We start from the raw sequence: 17,411 nt of genomic DNA on the forward strand, positions 1-17,411 counted from the left end.
CATCCGGCCGTGGCGGCCCAAGACCGCCACGCCCCCAAAACCCAAAACCAAACCCCGCACCAACCGCTAAATGATCAGCGGTTCGATCCCCACCCCGGGCTCCCGCCGAGGCGACACTTTCCGGTGCCTGATACGCCATCCCAAATCGGTGCGCACCAGCCGATCCGCGTATGTATAACTGGCAACCGACCCGTCCCTTCCCAGCGCCAGCGCTTTCGACCAAGCCCTGGCTCCGTCGCCATCCTCGACAACCAGAACATTGGTGACATGCAGAGCAACCGTGTCACCAGGCCCCCGGCTGTGCGCGACCCCGATATACGTGTCGAGGCGCTCCTGGGACGGCCCCGCATGCGGCACCGGAGCAAGCCCGAGATCGCTCGTGTCAACCACAAGATCGGCCGTGAACACCAGATCGAACCGGTCATACGCAGTGGCATCGCACAGGTGACCGTGAAGTGAGATCACCTCGTGGATCGCCAGCTTGTCATCGGCGGTCAGAACCATCGCAACTCCATACACCTAGCCGGATACGCGACGACCGACGTTAACACCGCATCACGCCGATAGATCAGCGCAAATCGACCAGTTGGCCTTCGGCATTGAGAATCGCGGTGATGCCCCGTTCCGCGGCGGCGCGACGGAAGCGGTTCTCGATGTCCGGCTGTTCGACGTAGGTCGGCGGGTTGTCGAACAGCCCGTAGTGCATCGCGCAGACAGCTCCGGCACCGAGCGCCACCGCAGCCTCCACCCCCTGCTCCGGCGTCATGGTCACCGGCACATTCGCCTCGTACCCCTCGAACCGAGCGACCACCCCGTTGACCGGCACGAAGGCAACGTCGAACGGCCCATGATCCCGGGCGATCTGCCACCAACTCCCGTGCCACATGGTGTCCCCGCAGTGGATGATCCGCCGCCCGCCACCCTCCACAACCCAGGCGACCTGGTCGGCGTCGTTGCCTCGCCAGTCCAGCGAGGTCACCGGCGTGACGGTCAGCCCGCCGAGGTCCCGCGCCTGCCCGAGTTCCTGGGCCACCACGGGGAGGCCCGCGTCGATCAACGCTGCCGCGACCGGTTCGTGGCAGCCGACGGTCCCCCCGCCGCCGATCCGGGCGAGCACCCCATGGTCGTAGTGGTCCGGGTGCAGATGCGTGATCAGGGCATGGGTGCCCGGCGAAATCTCGATCGGCGGCAACGGCCGCCTCGGCACGCCCATCGCCGGCGCGAGCGGCTCGGCGTTCTCCAACGGGTCGATCAGCAGCCGGGCGTCACCGAGGCTGATCTCAAGACCGGCCCAGGCCAGCCGGCGTACGCGCAAAGTGTGGCTCATGCCCGACGACGCTAGAACCTTGTTGTTGAGAAAGTCAACAAGCAACTTTCTATTCTCAACAAGGATCGTTAGGCTGACCCCGTGCGCACCTACGGTCAGTTCTGCGGCATCGCGAAGGCACTGGACCTCATCGGGGACCGGTGGACCCTCCTGATCGTCCGGGAGCTCCTCGCCCTCGGCCCGTCCCGCCACACCGACCTGCGCAACGGGCTGCCCGGCATAGCCAGCAACCTGCTCGTCGACCGGCTCCGCGAGCTCGAGGAGGCCGGTCTGATCCGCCGGGAGGCAGCGCCACCACCCGTCGCCACCACCCTGTTCACGCTCACCGACCGCGGCCGTGAGCTGGAGTCGGTGCTCCGCGAGCTCAGCCGCTGGGGTGTCCCCCTGCTCCACGAGTCCACCGGCCTGGGGACTTTCCGCACGCACTGGCTCGCGCAGCCCGCCCGGGCGCTGACGGATCGGACCCCCGACGAACCGCCGGTCGCGATCCAGCTGCACGCCGAAGGCAACGAGGACCTGGTGCTCGAGGTGAACCACGGCGTCGTGCACACCCATCCGGGCCGCGTGGACGAGCCCGCGGCAACGCTCACCGGAACACCCCAGGTGCTGACCGCGCTTTTGACCGGAGGGCTGTCGTTGCACGACGCCGAGCGGGAAGGCCTCCACCTCAGCGGAGAGCTCGACGCCGTCCGCCGGATCCTGCCGGAGCGATGACACGACGAAGCCCGGCTGCTTGAATCAGCTGCCGGGCTCCGGGCGTACCAAAAGCTAATTGAGAAGGTCGTCGACTGTGCCTTCGCCGCCACCTGTGCCGTCATCCGGCGGGGGGCTCGAGGCACCCGGGTCGCTGCTCGGCGGGTCGGAAGGCTCCGGCTCCTTCTCGGCGATGACCGTGAGCACGATCTTCGTCGACTTGGACTTCTTGCTGTTGGCGCTCGGGCTCTGGCTGACCACCGTGCCCGGGGTGCCGTCCTCGTTGCTCTCCTCGGTCGTCACGTTGGTGAAGCCGAAGGATTTCAGCACGGCCTTGGCCGAGTCCTCGGTCTGGCCCTTGACGTCCGGAATGGCGACGAGGTTGCCGCGGGAGACCGTGATCGTGATGGTCGTCCCCGGGTCGACGTTCTCGCCTTCCTTCTCGACGTCGATCACTGTGCCGCTCGCCGACGAGCTGTCCTTCTCGGCGATGTCCGTCTTGAGACCCTTGGACTCGATGGCCTCGACCGCGACGCTCTGCGTGCTGCCCTTGAGGCCGGACGGCACCCGGATCTGCTCCGGCGGCGAGCAGACCTGGATGGTGATCTGCTGGTCGAGCGGGACCGCGGTGCTCTCGACCGGCGTCTGCCGCTCGACGGTTTCCTTGCAGTCCTGCTTCGGGATGGAGTCGCCGACGCTGACGTTGGTGAAGCCGGCCTGGGTCAGGGCGGTCTTCGCGTCACCCTCAGAGAGGCCGGTCACCTTGGGGATGGCCTTGGTCACGGGAGCGTCGTTGTTGTCGTCGTTGCCGCCGGCGAGGGCGAGCCCGATGCCGAGCGCGACCACCGCGAGCACGCCGAGCGCGGCCAGCGCGGCCATCACCCACGACGAGGTCTTGCGCTGCGGCTGCTGAGGGCCGCCGCGCTGGGGACCGTACCCGGCCTGGATCGGGCGGGTCATCGCCGTCGGCGCGCCGCCCATGCCGCCGGTCATCGCCATGGTCTCGGCCTCGGTCATCACCGCGGGGGCCATGACCGGGCGGCCCGCAACCGCGCGCAAGGCGTCGGCGCGCATCTCCTGGGCGCTCTGGTAGCGGTTGAGCGGGTTCTTCGCGAGCGCCTTGAGAACGATCGCGTCGATCTCGGGCGGCAGGTCGTGGACGATGTCGCTGGGCGCCTTGGGCTGCTCCCGCACGTGCTGGTACGCCACGCTGACCGGGCTGTCGCCGACGAACGGGGGGTGCCCGACGATCAGCTCGAAGAGCACACAGCCCGCTGCGTACACGTCGGAGCGGGCGTCGACGGACTCGCCGCGCGCCTGTTCCGGCGAGAGGTACTGGGCGGTGCCGATGACCGCGCTGGTCTGCGTCATCGTGGTCGCACCGCTGGCCAGGGCCCGGGCGATGCCGAAGTCCATGACCTTGACCTGCCCGTTCGGCGTGATCATCACGTTGCCGGGCTTGATGTCGCGGTGGATGATGCCGTGCCGGTGGCTGAACTCCAGCGCGGCGTCGATGTCGGCGAGGATCTCGAGGGCGCGACGCGGCTGGAGGCGCTGCTCGGCCGCGAGCACCTCCTTGAGCGTCTTACCGGGCACGAACTCCATGACGATGAACGGCTGTTTCTCCCCGGCCGCGGAGATCTCCTCGCCGGTGTCGTAGACAGCCACGATCGCGGGGTGGTTCAGCGCAGCGGAGTTCTGCGCCTCGCGGCGGAAGCGCTCCTGGAATGTCGCGTCGCGGGCCAGGTCGGTCCGCAGCATCTTGATGGCGACGTCGCGGCCGAGCCGCAGGTCGCGTCCCCGGTGCACCTCGGCCATACCGCCGTAGCCCAGCAGCTCGCCGACCTGGTACCTGCCACCGAGCAGGCGGGAGGGCGCCGTCATAACGTCTGTCGTCCTTCGGTCGCGGGGATGAGGCGGTGCGGAGCACCGGCCTGCTTCGTAAGACGGTACGACGCCGCCGCAGCACGTTGATCGGCCGCGCCCAGTGAGCTGGTGTTGCCGTTCTTCAGAAGGAACGAGATCACACCGGCACAGAGCAGGACAAGCAATGCCAGCACGACGGCCAGCACGATGAGGACCTGCCGGCCGCCCGAGCCGTCACCCTGCTTGGCCGGAGCCATCTGGGGGTGCGACATCGGCGGGGCCGACGGGTGTCGGTAGGGCTGCTGCTGCGCCGGGGGGACCGAGGCAGCGCCGCGCGCACCCTGAGCTCCGGAAACAGGCCGGGGCACGGGCGGGTAGGGCGGACGGCCCGACCCTGGCACGGGAGGACCGGATTGGGGAACTCCGGAGTAGGGGCGGTTGTTGACCGCCGGTCCACCGGACTGCGGGTGGTTCGACGGGCCGGCGCCGGACTGCGGCCGGATCATCGGGGCCGAGCCGTTGACGGCCGGCTGGTGCACCTGGGTGGTCAGCGACGACGCCGCCTGACGGGCCACAGCGGCCATCGCCGAGGCCGTGGGCCAGCGCGCCGTCGGGTCCTTGGACATGGCCCGGTCGACGATCGCGCGGACCGACGGCGGGATGTCGGCCGGGAGCGGGCGCGGGCGGTCCCGGACGTGCTTCATGGCGATCTCGATCGGCGTCGCGCCGTCGAACGGGCGGTGGCCGGAGAGGCACTGGTAGGCGACGACGCCCAGGGCGTACACGTCGGAGGCCGCGGTGGCGGTCGCGCCGGACGCCTGCTCGGGTGAGATGTAGGACGCCGTGCCGAGCACCGAGCCCGCCACGGTCAGCTGACCCACTATCGCCGAGCGGGCGATGCCGAAGTCGGTGAGGACCAGGGTGCCGTTCGGGCGTACGAGAAGGTTGCCGGGCTTCACGTCGCGGTGCACGATCCCGTTGGCGTGTGCGGCCTGCAGTGCGTCGGCGGCCTGCGCCACCAGCGCCATGGTTCGCGCGGGCGTCAACCGTCCGACGCGGCTGAGCGTCCGCGACAGCGCGTCGCCCTCGACGTACTCCATGACGAGGAAGGCGAGCTGCTGGTCGCTGCCGTAGTCGTAGACATCGACCACACCGGGGTGGTTGATCGTGGCCATGGTCCGGGCCTCGCCGCGGAACCGCTCGGCGAAGCCGGGTTCGTCCAGCAGCGCGGGCAGCAGGATCTTGACGGCGACGGTCCGGCCCAGCACCTCGTCGGTGCCGCGCCAGACATCGCCCATGCCGCCACCGGCGATCCGCTCGTCCAGACGGTAGCGGCCACCGAGGGTCACCCCAGGGCTGATCACGTCAGTCCCCTCCCCCACCGGCCGCGGCCTTCATGATGAGCCCGGCGATCCGGGCAGCCTCGGCGCTCGCATGACCGCCGCTCACGTTCTCAAGCATGACGCATACCGCGGAAACCGCTTCGCCCTTGTCGTTGAAGGCGAATCCGATGAACCAGCCGTGCGGGTCGGCACCCTCGGCGTTCTGCGCCGTGCCGGTCTTGCCGCCGACGTCATAACCGCTGATCTTGGCCTGTTTACCGGTGCCGTTCTCGACGACACTGATCATCATGTCCTTGAGGTCGCCGGCGATCGATCCGCTCACCGGCGTACGCAGTGTCTCCGGGCTGGCGGTGTAGATCGGCCGCCGGTCCGCGGTGAGCAGCTGCTGCACCAGGTAGGGGCGCTTCTGCACGCCACCGTTGGCCACCGTCGCCGCCATCAGCGCGCCCTCGACCGTGGTCATCCGGACGTCCTTCTGACCGATCGACGACTGGGCCAGGCCACCCTGGTCGTTGGCCACCGTCAGGTCACCGGTGTGGCTCGCCGCGACGGGCAGGCCGCCGTCCTTCAGGTCGCCGACCGTGAGGTCCTCCTGCTCGAAGCCCCACGCCTTGGCCTCGTCCTGGACCTTCTGACCACCGAGGTCCACGCCGAGGCGGGCATAGCCGGTGTTGCAGCTCTCGGTCAGGGCTTCCTTCAGGCTGATCTTCGAGCCGGGGCAGGTCTCCGCCTCGGCGTTGTGGATCGGCGCGCCTGAGCCGGGGGCGATGTACTCGTCGCCCGCCTGGATCTCGGTGTCCTGCTTGTAGCCGGCCCGCAACGCCGCCGCCGAGACGATGACCTTGAAGGTCGAACCCGGCGGGTACGTCTCGGACGTGGCCCGGTTGAGCAGCGGCTTGTCCTTGTCGGCGTTGAGCTTGTTGTACTCCGCCGCCGCATCCTCGGTGTCGTGGCTGGCCAGCGGGCTCGGGTCGTAGCTCGGCATGGAGACCATCGCCTGGATCGCACCCGTGCGCGGGTCGATCGCGACAGCGGAACCGAACTTGGCGCCGCGCTCGTTGTTCGTGAGCTGCTTCCAGGCGGTTTCCTGTGCCTTGGTCTTCAGCGACAGCACGACGTTGCCGCCGCGGGCCTCGTCACCGGTGAACATCGAGCTCACCCGGTCGGCGAAGAGCTTGTCACTGGTGCCGGAGAGGAACTCGTTCTCGCTGCGCTCGATGCCGGTGGCCGCGAGGTTGACGCCCTTGTAGCCGATGACCGGCGCGTACAGATCCCCTTCGGGGTATTCGCGCAGGTACTTGTACGTGTCGTCGGTGGCCTTGTTCTCGGCCAGCGCCTTGCCGTCCGCCTCGATGACACCGCGCGGCGTGTTGTATTCCGCCACGCGGACGCGAGCGTTGTGATCGTCGGTGCGGTATTTGTCAGCTTTGTAGGCCTGAACCCAGTTCAGGTTCGCAAAGATCAGTCCGAACAGGACGAAAACGACCACGCCGGCCTTGCGCAGGGGTGCGTTCACGGCTTGATCACCTCCGTCATGGCGCCGTGCAGCTGTGCGGGCGGTTGCTTGGGGCCACCGGCCTGGGCCGCCGGGCCGCCGGTCGCGGGCTTGCGAGCGGCATCCGAGATCCGCAGCAGCATCGCGATCAGCAACCAGTTGGCCATCAGTGACGAACCGCCCGCCGACAGGAACGGTGTCGTCTGACCGGTCAGCGGAATCAGCCCGGTGATGCCACCAAGGATGACGAAGACCTGCAAACCCAGGGTGAACGCCATGCCACCGGCGACCAGCTTGCCGAACGAGTCGCGCACCAGGATGGCCGCGCGCAGGCCCCGCTCGACGATCAGCAGGTAAACCACCAGCAGGGCGGAGAGGCCGAAGAGGCCGATCTCCTCGCCCATGCCGGCGAAGATGAAGTCGGTCTGCACCTCGGGCACGAAGCCCGGCGAACCCGCACCCGGACCGGTGCCGAACAACCCGCCGGTGCCGAGCCCCAGCAGGCTCTGGACCAGCTGATAGCCCTCGTTCGACACATACTGCGGCGCGAACGGGTCGAGCCAGATCGAGGCACGGTCGTAGAAGTTGGCGAACGGCCCGCCGACGGACGCGCCCAGCAGGTAAGCCACGTAGACGCCGCCGAAGAACATGACCAGGCCGATGATCAGCCAGCTCGCCCGCTCGGTGGCCACATAGAGCGTGACCACGAAGAGACCGAAGTAGAGCAGCGCCGTGCCGAGGTCCTTCTCGAAGACCAGGACCAGCAGCGACAGCAGCCAGACCGTGATGACCGGGCCCAGGTCGCGGCCTCGGGGGAAGTCGATGCCGAGGACCCGGCGGCTGGCCAGCGACAGCACCTCGCGCTTGCGAACCAGGTAGAACGCGAAGAACGAGACCAGCGCCAGCTTCGCGAACTCACCCGGCTGGAGCGAGAACCCGCCGATCTTGATCCAGAGCTTCGCGCCGTTGATCTCGGACATCGACGCCGGCAGGACCGCCGGGATCATCACCAGGACGATACCGACCAGGCCCAGCGTGTACGCATACCGCGAAACCGCCTTGTGATCGCGAACGATCAGCAGCAGCACCGCGGCCAGGATCAACGCGACCAGCGTCCACGCGAGCTGGCGGCCGCCGATGCCGGAGAAGACACCCGGCTCGGGCAGCTTCTTCGAGATCGTCCGCGCGATGTCCAGCCGGCGCAGGAACCCCACGCCGAGCCCGTTGATCAGCGCCACCGCGGGAATGAGCACGGGGTCGGCCCACGCCGCGGTGAACCGGACCACCAGGTGCAGGCCCAGGAACAGGATGCTCAGCAACGCGGCCGGCACCCAGAACGTGGTGGTGATCTTGCCGAGCTGGTTCGCCTCCACAATGGCGCCGTAGAGCGCCACGATGATCATTGCGAAGGCGAGCAGCCCGAGCTCCGCGTTGCGTCCCGTCCTCGTGCCCGGGACGCGCGGCATCTCACCCGTGGACGCGGGTGTGGGAGCCGGTATGGCGGGCGCGGTCAAGAAAGAGTCCCCAGACGTCGGTCGGGCACGGCACTCAGTCGACGGGCCGGCACCCGACCGGGTCGCTGGTGACCGGCGGGGTCGAGTCCGAAGGCTGTGCGTCCGGCGTGGTGGTGGGTTCGGTCGGCGCCGAGGAGTTCGTGTTCTTGGTGGGCCCCGAGCTCTTCCCCGCGGAAGCGGAGACCGAGGGGTTCGCCGACGGTGTGATCGAGGCAGCGGCGCTGCTCGGTGCACATACCGGCTTGAGATTCGGGTTGGACGGGTCCTCGCTGGTCAGCTCGCGCACCTTGGCCTGGGCATCGGCCTTGCTTTCGGCGTGGATGCCCTGCTTCACCCGGTCCTGTGCGACCGTCGTGAGGTCCTCGAGGCGACCCGTCGTGGTCTCGTTGACGCTGGAGAGATCAAGACCGGCGATCTGCCCGGGCACACCCTGGAAGATCGCGAGCTCGCCCGTCTCGGTCGCGCCCACGTAGAACTGGTCCTGGGTGTAACGCCAGCCCGTCCACAACCCGCCACCGAGCACGGCGAGCAGCAACAGGACAAGCAGACCGGTCCGCACGGGGTGCCGCTTGGGCTGCTCCTGCTCGTCCCGCTCGTAGGCCGGCCCCTCGGGCTGAGCCGGACGGGGCGGGGACTGCAGGGCGGCCGCACGGGCGGCGGCGCTGGAGCTGTCGGCCACGGTCGAGTTGCCCCGGTCAAGGGCGGCAGCGCCACCCACGATCGGCGCCTGCTCGACGATGTCGGCGTCCGTCGCGTCGGCCACCACCACGGTGATGTTGTCGGGGCCGCCGCCGCGGAGCGCGAGCTGCACGAGCCGCTCGCAACACATCTGCGGATCGGGGATGTCCCGCATGCTCTCGCCGATTGTCTCGGCACTGACCACACCGGAAAGCCCGTCGCTGCAGATGAGATAGCGGTCGCCCTTGAGCACCTGACGAACCGAATACTCGGGGTCGATGTCCCGCCCGTCGAGCGCCCGGGTGAGCAGCGAGCGCTGCGGGTGGCTGCTCGCCTCCTCCGGACTGATCCGGCCCTCGTCCACCAGCATCTGGACGTACGTGTCGTCCTTGGTGATCTGGGCGAACTCGCCCGCGCGAATCATGTAGGCGCGCGAGTCGCCGATGTGCACCATCCCGATCTTGCTGCCCGAGAAGAGCACAGCGGTCAGCGTCGTGCCCATCCCTTCGAGCGCGGGGTTGGCATCGACGGTGTCGCGCAGCGTCTGATTGGCCGTGCCGACCGCATGCCGAAGAGCGTCCACCAGCGCATCGCCGGGAACGTCCTCGTCAAGCGGAGCCATGGCCGCGATGACGATGTTGCTGGCGACGTCACCGGCGGCCATGCCGCCCATGCCGTCGGCGACGGCAAGGAGCCGCGGGCCGGCGTAGACGGAGTCTTGGTTTCCGTCTCGGATCAGACCGCGGTCACTCTGGGCGGCGTAGCGCAAAGTCAGGGTCATGGCCGTAACTCAAGGGAAGTGCGGCCGATCCGGATCGGCACGCCAAGGGGGACGGGAGTAGGTCCGGAGACCTTACCGCGATCTAGATAAGTTCCGTTCGTCGAGCCGAGATCCTCGACGAACCACTGGCCGTCCCGCGGAACGAGCCGGGCATGCCGGGCCGACGCGAAGTCGTCCGTGATGACGAGGGTCGAATCCTCGGCACGCCCTATCGTGATGTGAGCCTCACCCAGAGTGATCCTGGTGCCGGCAAGCTGACCCGCGGTCACGACCAGTTGCCGGGCCGCCTTGCCGCGTTTCGCCTTCGCCGGCCGGCCCTGAGGCACCACGCCGCCGCCCACCCCCCGGGGCGTAGCCACGATGCTCTTGGACCGGACACCGGCGAAGAGATCCTTACGGATCACCCCGACCACCGTGAACACGAAGATCCACAGCAGGATGAGGAAGCCGAAACGAGCGACGGTGAGGACGAATTCAGGCAAGGTGCCTAGCCGTCCACTCGGAACGTCAACGTCGTCGTCCCCAGCTGGATCATGTCGCCCGGGTTGAGGGCCACCGCCGACACCCGCTGGCCGTTGACCATGGTGCCGTTGGTCGAACCCAGATCCGTCAACACGACCTGACTGCCGTCGTAGTCCAGCCGCGCGTGGCGGCGGGAGATGCCGACATCGGGCAGACGCAGGTTGGCCTGGTCGCCGCGGCCGATCACCGTCGACCCCATCTGCAGGGGATAGGTACGCCCGTCGCCGGAGACAAGGCCGACACTGCGACCGTTGTGCCCCTGCTGCTGGTAACCACCCTGCTGCTGGTCATAAGGCGAATACGCGGGCTGTGAGTCATAGGCGGGCTGCTGCACCGGAGCGACCTCGCCGCCGGTGTACACCTCCGCCGTGACCCGGAACATCCCCGTGTCCAGCCCATCGCCCCGCTCGATCTCGACGATCACGTCCCCGTAGACCGTCCAGGCCTGCTCGCCGATGAACTCCGCCTGCGACTGGGCCAGTTCCTGGGCCAGCGCGGCGGCATACGGCGCCAGCCTGCTGTGGTCATAGGGGGACAGATCGATGACGTAGCGGTTCGGCACGAGAGTCCGGCCACCGGCGAGAATAGCCTTGTGGGCTTCGGCCTCCCGCTGCATGGCATTCAGAATCTCCACCGGGTGCACGACACCCTTGAACACCTTGGCGAAGGCCCCCTCGACAAGGCCTTCCAATCGCTTCTCAAAGCGCTGCAGCACGCTCACCGGCTCCTCCTCGGGTTCCGAGGACATGATGGTATCCGGCCGCCGCTTGCGCATCTCTGCGACGAGCGACCGGTCGCTCCTGACCCTCGTATAACGCCCCCCGACGCCGTGCTAGTCTTCCTGGCGTCGCGGGGAAACACCTGCTCGCGATGTAACGAGGGACAGCGTAGTCTGTTCCGGCTAACTGAATGCCACGGGGATGTGGCGGAATGGCAGACGCGCACGGTTCAGGTCCGTGTGTCCGAAAGGACGTGGGGGTTCAACTCCCCCCATCCCCACGAGTGACCAGGGGCTCCATGCTCGCCGAAAGCGCGAGCCGGGGGCCCCTCGTCATATCTGCTCCGGGGGCCGAGCCCCCGGAAGCCCCGCGGTGCGGTGGTCCCGGTGACCCCCTGCGGTGGTCGCGCCCGCGCGGTCGTTGAACCTCGAAGTGCTCGCGGGCGTCGCTGAGTCTCGATCAAAATCCTTGTTGGCGGGGGCCGAATGCGTCACATCCTTTGGCCGCGGGGTCCCTTTTGCCGGTTTTCGAGCGGGATCAAGTTGTTACCGAGTTGGGGGCGGCCGGGCGCGGCGTCGGTGCCGGGGGGTCGTTTGGGTGAAGTTGGGCGGCGGGGGCGCTGTGGGTTGTGGAAGAGCGGGTGGGCCGGGGGGCGTTATGCTCTCGACTGATTTCTTGGTGTCGAGGGCTTTGGAGAGTTGCTCGTGGGCGTTGCTCTGGTGACTGGATCAGGTGGGCTCATCGGGTCCGAGGCTGTTCGGCATTTTGCTGGGCTTGGGCTGGATGTCGTGGGGATCGACAACGACATGCGGCAGGAGTTTTTTGGGGCTGAGGCGTCTACTGCATGGAACGTGCAGCGGTTGACTGCTGACCTCGGGTCGCAGTACTCGCACCACGGGGTCGACATCCGGGACCGGGATGCCGTGGCCAGGATCTTCGAGAAGTACGGCAAGGACATCGCCGTTGTCATCCATGCGGCGGCGCAGCCTTCGCATGACTGGGCCGTGCGGGACCCGTTCACTGATTTTGATGTGAACGCGGGGGGCACGCTCACGATGCTGCAGAACACGCGCGAGCACTGCATCGAGGCGCCGTTCATCCACTGCTCCACCAACAAGGTGTACGGCGACACGCCGAACCGGCTTCCGCTGGTCGAGCAGGAGACGCGCTGGGAGCTCGACTCGGCGCACCCTTACTACGAGGGCATCACCGAGGACATGTCGATCGACCAGACACTGCACTCGGTGTTCGGCGCGTCCAAGGTCGCCGCCGACGTGATGGCCCAGGAGTACGGCCGCTACTTCGGGATGAAGACCGCGATCTTCCGGGGCGGCACGCTGACCGGGCCGGCGCACTCGGCCACCGAGCTGCACGGCTTCCTCGGGTACGTCATGCGCGCGAACATGGAACGCCGGACGTACCGGATCTTCGGGTACAAGGGCAAGCAGGTACGCGACGCCATCCACAGCCACGACGTGCTCAGCGCGTTCGAGGCGTTCTTCCGCAACCCCGGCTCCGCCAAGGTCTACAACCTGGGTGGCGGGCGGCACTCGAACGTGTCGAACCTCGAGGCGTTCGCGATCGCCGGCCGGATCAGCGGCACCGAGATGATCACCGAGTACGTCGAGGACAACCGGATCGGCGACCACCAGTGGTGGATCGGCTCGATGGCGGCGTTCCAGGCCGACTACCCGCAGTGGAAGCAGGTCTACGACGTCCCGATGATCCTGCAGGAGATTCACGACGCGAACGTGGACAAGTGGGTGCCAGCGGCATGACTGACTGCACCGGAGCGCAGCGGAGGGCCAAGAAGGCATGCCCAGGAGGCACAGCATGATCGACCTGGGGAAGAAGAACGTCCTCGGCGTGCTCGTCGACGCGGTCGACTACGAGGCGGCCACCGCCAAGATCATCGAGGCGGCTCGCGAGCGGAAGCACTATGCGGTGACGGCCCTCGCCGTGCACGGCGTGATGACCGGCGTGCAGGACAAGGCCCACAATGCCCGGCTCAACTCGTTCGACCTGGTGACTCCGGACGGCCAGCCCGTGCGAGGAGCCATGAACCTGCTCGACCATGCAGGCCTCGCCGACCGGGTCTACGGACCCGAGCTGACCCTGCGGGTGCTGCGCGAGGCCGCGGCCGAGGGCCTGCCCGTCTACCTGTACGGGTCGACGCAGCCCACCCTCGACAAGCTGGTCCCGGCGCTGGAGCAGATGTTCCCGGCGCTGAAGCTCGCGGGCGTCGAGGCGTCCAAGTTCCGCGGCAACGAGCCCGGCGAAGACGTTGAGATCGCCGACCGGATCAAGGCCTCCGGTGCCCGGATCGTGCTGGTCGGCCTCGGCTGCCCCCGGCAGGAGATCTGGACGTACGCCATGCGCCCGCTGCTCGACATGCCGCTGCTCGCCGTCGGCGCGGCCTTCGACTACCACGCCGGTCTGCTGAAGAACCCGCCCGCGTGGATGCAGAAGTACGCCCTCGAGTGGCTGTGGCGCCTTGGTCTCGAGCCCAAGCGGCTGTGGAAGCGTTACATCCTGCTCAACCCCGCCTACGTGTCGCGGCTCGCGGCGCAGAAGGCCGGGCTGTGGAAGGCGACCCCGCCGGCGCCGACCACCGACAAGGTGCAGAAGTTCGCGGTCTGAGCGGTCTGAGCGGTCTGAGCGGCCTGAGCGTCTGAGGGAGTGCCGGGACCCCATCGCGTTTGCGGAGTTGAGGGGATCCCGGCCGACCTCCCCAGGTCGAGCACGCAACGACCGGTGAACGTTCTGCGAGCACCCGTGCCGGTCGTCTGACACCCGACACTAGGACACGCGTCACGGTCGCAACAGGGGGCATTGTCCACTTCGCCCATTGGGCTGAGGGCGTACCGTGATCATCTGGCGACGCAGAGTCAGAGCGTGACCCCTACGGGTTTCCGGTCCGGTGATTTCCCGGTTTTGCGAGTTGCGCGACAGGTGAAGTCTGTGGACGTGAACACCACGACGGACCTCATTCTCATCGGCGCCCTCGCCGTGGTCTGGCTCACCGCCGGGCTGCTCGCCGACGCGCTCCCGGTTGCCTGCACAGCCCGCGAGCTCCGTCGGCGCGCCCGGCTGCTCTCCACTGTGGTCGGTGTCGGTGCCGGGCTGTTCGTCGCGGTGCTCGTCATGACCGGGCTGTTCCCCGGCGACACGGCCGCGCCCGCCGCGGCTCTCTTCCCGGCGGTCCCGGCACTGTTCGTGCTGACCATGACCGCCCGGCGCCTCGGCCAGGTCCGGCGCGGTGCCGGCGCATTCGCCTCCGCGCCGCACGCACCGGCCCCGCCCGCGCTGCGTGCTGCCGCCGCACACCCGCTGGTCGCCGTTCCGTTGCAGGTGACCGGTTTGGCGGCGCTGCTGGGCGTACCCATCGCTGCTGATCTTGTGGAAGTGCCCGGTGCCGACTTCGCGGGCATCGCGATCGGCATCGTCGGGGTCGCGGCCCTTGCCCTGGTCCTGCGGCACGCGATCCGGCACAGCCGGCTCAACCTCGCGGTGCTGGCCCCGCTCGGGCGGATGCGCCACGCGCCCGTCCTGCGCACCGAGCGCTACACCCCGCTGCCCGAGGAGACGCCGACCGACCGCGCCATCGGTGCGGGCGCGGTCGATCTGGCCGCCTGACCTACTGCTTGCCGCGGTTGGATTCCTGCACGTAGAGCAGCTCGAGGATCGACCGGGCCGCCTCGAACCAGCGGTCCAGCCAGTCAGAGGCCGGCATCGCGCCACGCCCCGGAAGCTCCATCAACAGACCCCGCAGCAACGGGTGGTCAGCCATCGACTGCGCCGAGCCGAGCTGCGGCGGCAACGGGGTGGGGGTCGCCGTCGAGTCGATCCAGCCACCCGGCGGGAAGACCGGCTCGGTCAGACCCTGCATGTCCAGCGCCGGCATCTGCCCCGTGCGGTCCTGGTCCATCGGATTACGCGTCGGCAGACCGGCCGCCGACAGCGGGCCGTGCCCACCACGCCCCATCAGCTCCGCTTCGCCGTGCTCCCCCGACATGGACCCCTCACGCCGATTCTGCCGGTACGCGCTCACACCCCCGCTGAACCGGTCCTGCGCGCTCGGGTTCCCGCTGCTGAGGTTGTCGGAACCGATCGTCATGTGTTCGCCCTGCCTCGCTCGTTGAATTGCCCTGCCCGCACCGTCACGAGGTGGCCCTGCCCGCACCGTCACGCGAGGGAGACAGTCAGCCGTACGGGCGACAGCGGTACGTCAGTGCAGTCCGGCCCGCACTTAAGGCGTTCAACGAGGTGACGCGCATACGGCGACGGTACAAAATCCTTAAATTACGCATAACAGCCCACGGCCCGCGAAAGCTGCGGGCGTGGGCTCATGGCCACACTCAGCCGTCCTCCAGCCCCACCCGGGAGATCGGGTCCAGGATCGGCCCGGGCTTTCTGGGCCGGCAACAAACACCGGCTGGTTGCCAGCGGTCACTCGCCGTTTCCAAGTCGGCGATGGCCACCGGCAGGTTGCCCCTGGTCGCTCGCCTGACCTGGTCGCGCGTCCAGGTCAGGCGAACATGGACCTGGTGGGCCGGTCTGCACCTCATCGAGGCCCGGACGCTTTCAGGACCCGGAATCCCTCAGAGCGCTGCACCCTTTCGAGGCCGACCGGCCGATTGTTGCTGAACCGGCCGCGCGAGACCGGATGCACTACTACCGGCCGTACAGCGCCGGCGAACTGCCACCGGCACCCAAAGCCCGGCGTATGACAACCGGCCGTGCGGAGCCGGCACCGTGCCGCCGACCATACGAAGCCGACGTATGACAACCGGCCATACAGAGCCGGCACCGTACCGCCGACCGTGCGGAGCCGACGTATTACAACCGGCCGTGCGGGGCCCGGGTGTTGCAACCGGCCGTGCGGGGCCGGTGTCGTGTCGTGCCGTCGACCGTGCGGAGCCGACGTTGCGTTGCCGGCCGTGCGGGACCGGCGTACTACTCCCCGGCCGTGGGGCCGGCGTTTTACCAGGCAGGGTTACCGATCGAACTCCCCGTCCTTGGCGCCACCCACGAACGCGTCCCACTCGTCCGCGGTGAAGATCAGCGCGGGGCCGGTCGGGTTCTTCGAGTCGCGCACCGCGATCGCCTTGTCAACAAATGCTACTTCTACGCAGTTGTCGCAATTAGGACCGCTACGGGTGCTCTTGAACCACTGTGCACGGCTCAGATTGATCCGGAAACCCTTGGTTTCGACTTCCACAATGGCTCCTCTGCCAGCAATGCGATCATGTTCCTGGACTCCTCCGGGGGGAGGGCCGTCGATCGGATGGCATCGAAGATTGAGTTGTACTTGCTCAGTTCGTCGACCTTCTCCAGAAACAGCCCGCCGGTCGCGTTCTCCACGAACACCACGTCCGGGTCCTCGGCATCCGGGAAGTCGAGGATCGCGAAAGTGCCATCCATGCCGGCGTGCGCCCCTGCCGCGAAGGACAGGATCTGCAGAGTGACGTTCGGCAGCATGGCCATCTCGGCCAGACGGAAAAGTTGATCTCTCATCACGTCGTCGCCGCCGACCGGGCGACTCACCACCGCCTCATCGAGCACCACCCAAAGATCGATCGGATCGTCCTGAATCAATAACGCTTGGCGCGCCATTCGGACTCGTACCCGTTGCTCGATTTGTTGGTCGGTGTCACTCAGTCGGGCGCCCCGAATCAAAGCATCTGCGTACATATCGGTCTGGAGGAGTCCGGGAATCACCTGCTGCTCGTACGCCCGAACGGATCGGGCGGCGGCCTCCATCCCCACATAAGCGCCGGTCAGAACCGTGCTAAACGGGTGCCACCAGCCTTTTTGCCGAGCTTCACGGGCAATTTGGACGAGCTCGTCGGACACCGCGCCGTCCACGCGGTAGATGTCCACCATGTCCTTCACATCACGTGGGGTGGCGCTGGTGTGGCCGGTCTCGATCCTGGACACCTTGGACGGCGAGCAGCCGAGGCGGTCGGCCACCACGTCGATCGTCACGCCCGCCGCTTCGCGATATTTGCGCAGCTCGGCGCCGAGTCGGCGACGACGGATGGTTGGGCTTCGGCGCGGATTCACGCTCACCTCCGGTAGGTGGCGGAACCGGCAAGTTGCTCCGCCGTACGGCGTTTGTCGGCTCCAGTCTGGCTGTTGATCTCTTGATCCTTCAAGCGTCGACAGTGATCACTTCGTCACGGACGGCTGACATGCAACTTGCATCGATTGCAGGCGTGGTGCAATCTTTCGGGTATGGCGCTCGTCACCGCACTAACGGTGACGGTGCCCTGCCCGGCAGTCCATGAACGTCCAGATCTCGATCGCGGCCTGCCTGATCCTCAATTGTCCTACGTGGACTCCGATAAGTCGCGGGGGTTTACTCCACCGGCTACCAGCGGACCGGTCGCGTCGTTACGGCACCATTGTGATGATTGGCATCCTCACAAGGTTGCCAAGACGTACGAGCCGGGCACACTGGAGCATCTGTG

16 protein-coding genes and 1 tRNA gene are annotated in these 17,411 nt (G+C 67.8%); 5 read left to right on the top strand and 12 right to left on the bottom strand.

What is annotated here, in order from left to right:
• Window positions 1-66: 66 nt before the first annotated feature.
• Together Ahu01nite_RS15555 and Ahu01nite_RS15560 are read right to left on the bottom strand one after the other, a co-directional pair.
• Window positions 67-504 (bottom strand): nuclear transport factor 2 family protein, encoded by a 438-nt coding sequence (locus tag Ahu01nite_RS15555; RefSeq protein WP_203837231.1) that lies wholly within the window; start codon window positions 502-504, stop codon window positions 67-69.
• A gap of 64 nt (window positions 505-568) precedes the next feature.
• Window positions 569-1,327 (bottom strand): MBL fold metallo-hydrolase, encoded by a 759-nt coding sequence (locus Ahu01nite_RS15560; RefSeq protein WP_203837232.1) that lies wholly within the window; start codon window positions 1,325-1,327, stop codon window positions 569-571.
• A gap of 81 nt (window positions 1,328-1,408) precedes the next feature.
• Here Ahu01nite_RS15560 and Ahu01nite_RS15565 point away from each other — a divergent pair, with 81 nt between their 5' ends.
• Window positions 1,409-2,041 (top strand): winged helix-turn-helix transcriptional regulator, encoded by a 633-nt coding sequence (locus Ahu01nite_RS15565; RefSeq protein ID WP_203837233.1) that lies wholly within the window; start codon window positions 1,409-1,411, stop codon window positions 2,039-2,041.
• A 54-nt stretch (window positions 2,042-2,095) separates the two neighbouring features.
• Here Ahu01nite_RS15565 and pknB read toward each other — a convergent pair whose 3' ends face one another.
• The 7 genes from pknB to Ahu01nite_RS15600 form a co-directional block, all read right to left on the bottom strand.
• Window positions 2,096-3,904, bottom strand: a complete 1,809-nt coding sequence (gene pknB, locus Ahu01nite_RS15570) for a Stk1 family PASTA domain-containing Ser/Thr kinase (RefSeq protein ID WP_203837234.1) — start codon at window positions 3,902-3,904, stop codon at window positions 2,096-2,098.
• Complete coding sequence (locus tag Ahu01nite_RS15575) at window positions 3,901-5,250, bottom strand: serine/threonine-protein kinase (protein WP_203837235.1); 1,350 nt, start codon at window positions 5,248-5,250, stop codon at window positions 3,901-3,903. Before Ahu01nite_RS15575 ends, pknB begins: the two co-directional genes overlap by 4 nt.
• Before the next feature lies 1 nt (window position 5,251).
• Window positions 5,252-6,745, bottom strand: a complete 1,494-nt coding sequence (locus Ahu01nite_RS15580; RefSeq protein WP_203837236.1) for a peptidoglycan D,D-transpeptidase FtsI family protein — start codon at window positions 6,743-6,745, stop codon at window positions 5,252-5,254.
• On the bottom strand, window positions 6,742-8,190 hold the full coding sequence (locus tag Ahu01nite_RS15585) for an FtsW/RodA/SpoVE family cell cycle protein (RefSeq protein ID WP_239158867.1): 1,449 nt from the start codon (window positions 8,188-8,190) through the stop codon (window positions 6,742-6,744). The genes Ahu01nite_RS15580 and Ahu01nite_RS15585 overlap by 4 nt, the downstream gene beginning before the upstream one ends.
• Before the next feature lie 82 nt (window positions 8,191-8,272).
• Complete coding sequence (locus Ahu01nite_RS15590; protein WP_203837238.1) at window positions 8,273-9,697, bottom strand: PP2C family protein-serine/threonine phosphatase; 1,425 nt, start codon at window positions 9,695-9,697, stop codon at window positions 8,273-8,275.
• The gene (locus tag Ahu01nite_RS15595) at window positions 9,694-10,179 is read right to left on the bottom strand and encodes an FHA domain-containing protein FhaB/FipA (RefSeq protein ID WP_203837239.1); all 486 of its coding nucleotides are present in this window, start codon (window positions 10,177-10,179) and stop codon (window positions 9,694-9,696) included. The genes Ahu01nite_RS15590 and Ahu01nite_RS15595 overlap by 4 nt, the downstream gene beginning before the upstream one ends.
• A 5-nt stretch (window positions 10,180-10,184) precedes the next feature.
• On the bottom strand, window positions 10,185-10,967 hold the full coding sequence (locus tag Ahu01nite_RS15600; RefSeq protein WP_203837240.1) for an FHA domain-containing protein: 783 nt from the start codon (window positions 10,965-10,967) through the stop codon (window positions 10,185-10,187).
• A gap of 168 nt (window positions 10,968-11,135) precedes the next feature.
• On the opposite strand from Ahu01nite_RS15600, the gene Ahu01nite_RS15605 reads away from it, so the two are divergent.
• The 4 genes from Ahu01nite_RS15605 (at window position 11,136) to Ahu01nite_RS15620 (ending at window position 14,574) form a co-directional block, all read left to right on the top strand.
• Window positions 11,136-11,218, top strand: a tRNA-Leu gene (locus tag Ahu01nite_RS15605).
• Between the two features lie 424 nt (window positions 11,219-11,642).
• A complete protein-coding gene (locus Ahu01nite_RS15610) occupies window positions 11,643-12,716 on the top strand; it encodes an NAD-dependent epimerase/dehydratase family protein (protein ID WP_203837241.1) in 1,074 nt (357 codons plus the stop codon).
• A gap of 55 nt (window positions 12,717-12,771) precedes the next feature.
• Window positions 12,772-13,578, top strand: a complete 807-nt coding sequence (locus Ahu01nite_RS15615) for a WecB/TagA/CpsF family glycosyltransferase (RefSeq protein WP_203837242.1) — start codon at window positions 12,772-12,774, stop codon at window positions 13,576-13,578.
• Window positions 13,579-13,905: 327 nt separating this feature from the next.
• Window positions 13,906-14,574, top strand: coding sequence for a hypothetical protein (locus tag Ahu01nite_RS15620; protein WP_203837243.1), 669 nt, complete (start codon window positions 13,906-13,908; stop codon window positions 14,572-14,574).
• 1 nt (window position 14,575) lies between these two features.
• Here Ahu01nite_RS15620 and Ahu01nite_RS15625 read toward each other — a convergent pair whose 3' ends face one another.
• The 3 genes from Ahu01nite_RS15625 to Ahu01nite_RS15635 form a co-directional block, all read right to left on the bottom strand.
• Window positions 14,576-15,055 carry a hypothetical protein gene (locus tag Ahu01nite_RS15625; RefSeq protein ID WP_203837244.1) on the bottom strand — a complete coding sequence of 160 codons (480 nt, stop codon included), beginning with the start codon at window positions 15,053-15,055 and terminating at the stop codon, window positions 14,576-14,578.
• 879 nt (window positions 15,056-15,934) lie between these two features.
• Complete coding sequence (locus Ahu01nite_RS15630; RefSeq protein ID WP_203837245.1) at window positions 15,935-16,159, bottom strand: DUF397 domain-containing protein; 225 nt, start codon at window positions 16,157-16,159, stop codon at window positions 15,935-15,937.
• Window positions 16,123-17,004, bottom strand: a complete 882-nt coding sequence (locus Ahu01nite_RS15635; RefSeq protein ID WP_203837289.1) for a helix-turn-helix domain-containing protein — start codon at window positions 17,002-17,004, stop codon at window positions 16,123-16,125. The genes Ahu01nite_RS15630 and Ahu01nite_RS15635 overlap by 37 nt, the downstream gene beginning before the upstream one ends.
• Window positions 17,005-17,411: the final 407 nt, after the last annotated feature.

The organism is Winogradskya humida, from assembly GCF_016862215.1.
In the GTDB taxonomy this organism is placed as follows: domain Bacteria; phylum Actinomycetota; class Actinomycetes; order Mycobacteriales; family Micromonosporaceae; genus Actinoplanes; species Actinoplanes humidus.

Coding starts and splice junctions, on each gene's coding strand:
- Ahu01nite_RS15555 (WP_203837231.1), bottom strand. CDS start 504: ATGGTTCTGACCGCCGATGACAAGCTGGCGATCCACGAGGTGATCTCA.
- Ahu01nite_RS15560 (WP_203837232.1), bottom strand. CDS start 1,327: ATGAGCCACACTTTGCGCGTACGCCGGCTGGCCTGGGCCGGTCTTGAG.
- pknB (WP_203837234.1), bottom strand. CDS start 3,904: ATGACGGCGCCCTCCCGCCTGCTCGGTGGCAGGTACCAGGTCGGCGAG.
- Ahu01nite_RS15585 (WP_239158867.1), bottom strand. CDS start 8,190: ATGCCGCGCGTCCCGGGCACGAGGACGGGACGCAACGCGGAGCTCGGG.
- Ahu01nite_RS15590 (WP_203837238.1), bottom strand. CDS start 9,697: ATGACCCTGACTTTGCGCTACGCCGCCCAGAGTGACCGCGGTCTGATC.
- Ahu01nite_RS15600 (WP_203837240.1), bottom strand. CDS start 10,967: ATGTCCTCGGAACCCGAGGAGGAGCCGGTGAGCGTGCTGCAGCGCTTT.
- Ahu01nite_RS15615 (WP_203837242.1), top strand. CDS start 12,772: ATGATCGACCTGGGGAAGAAGAACGTCCTCGGCGTGCTCGTCGACGCG.
- Ahu01nite_RS15625 (WP_203837244.1), bottom strand. CDS start 15,055: ATGACGATCGGTTCCGACAACCTCAGCAGCGGGAACCCGAGCGCGCAG.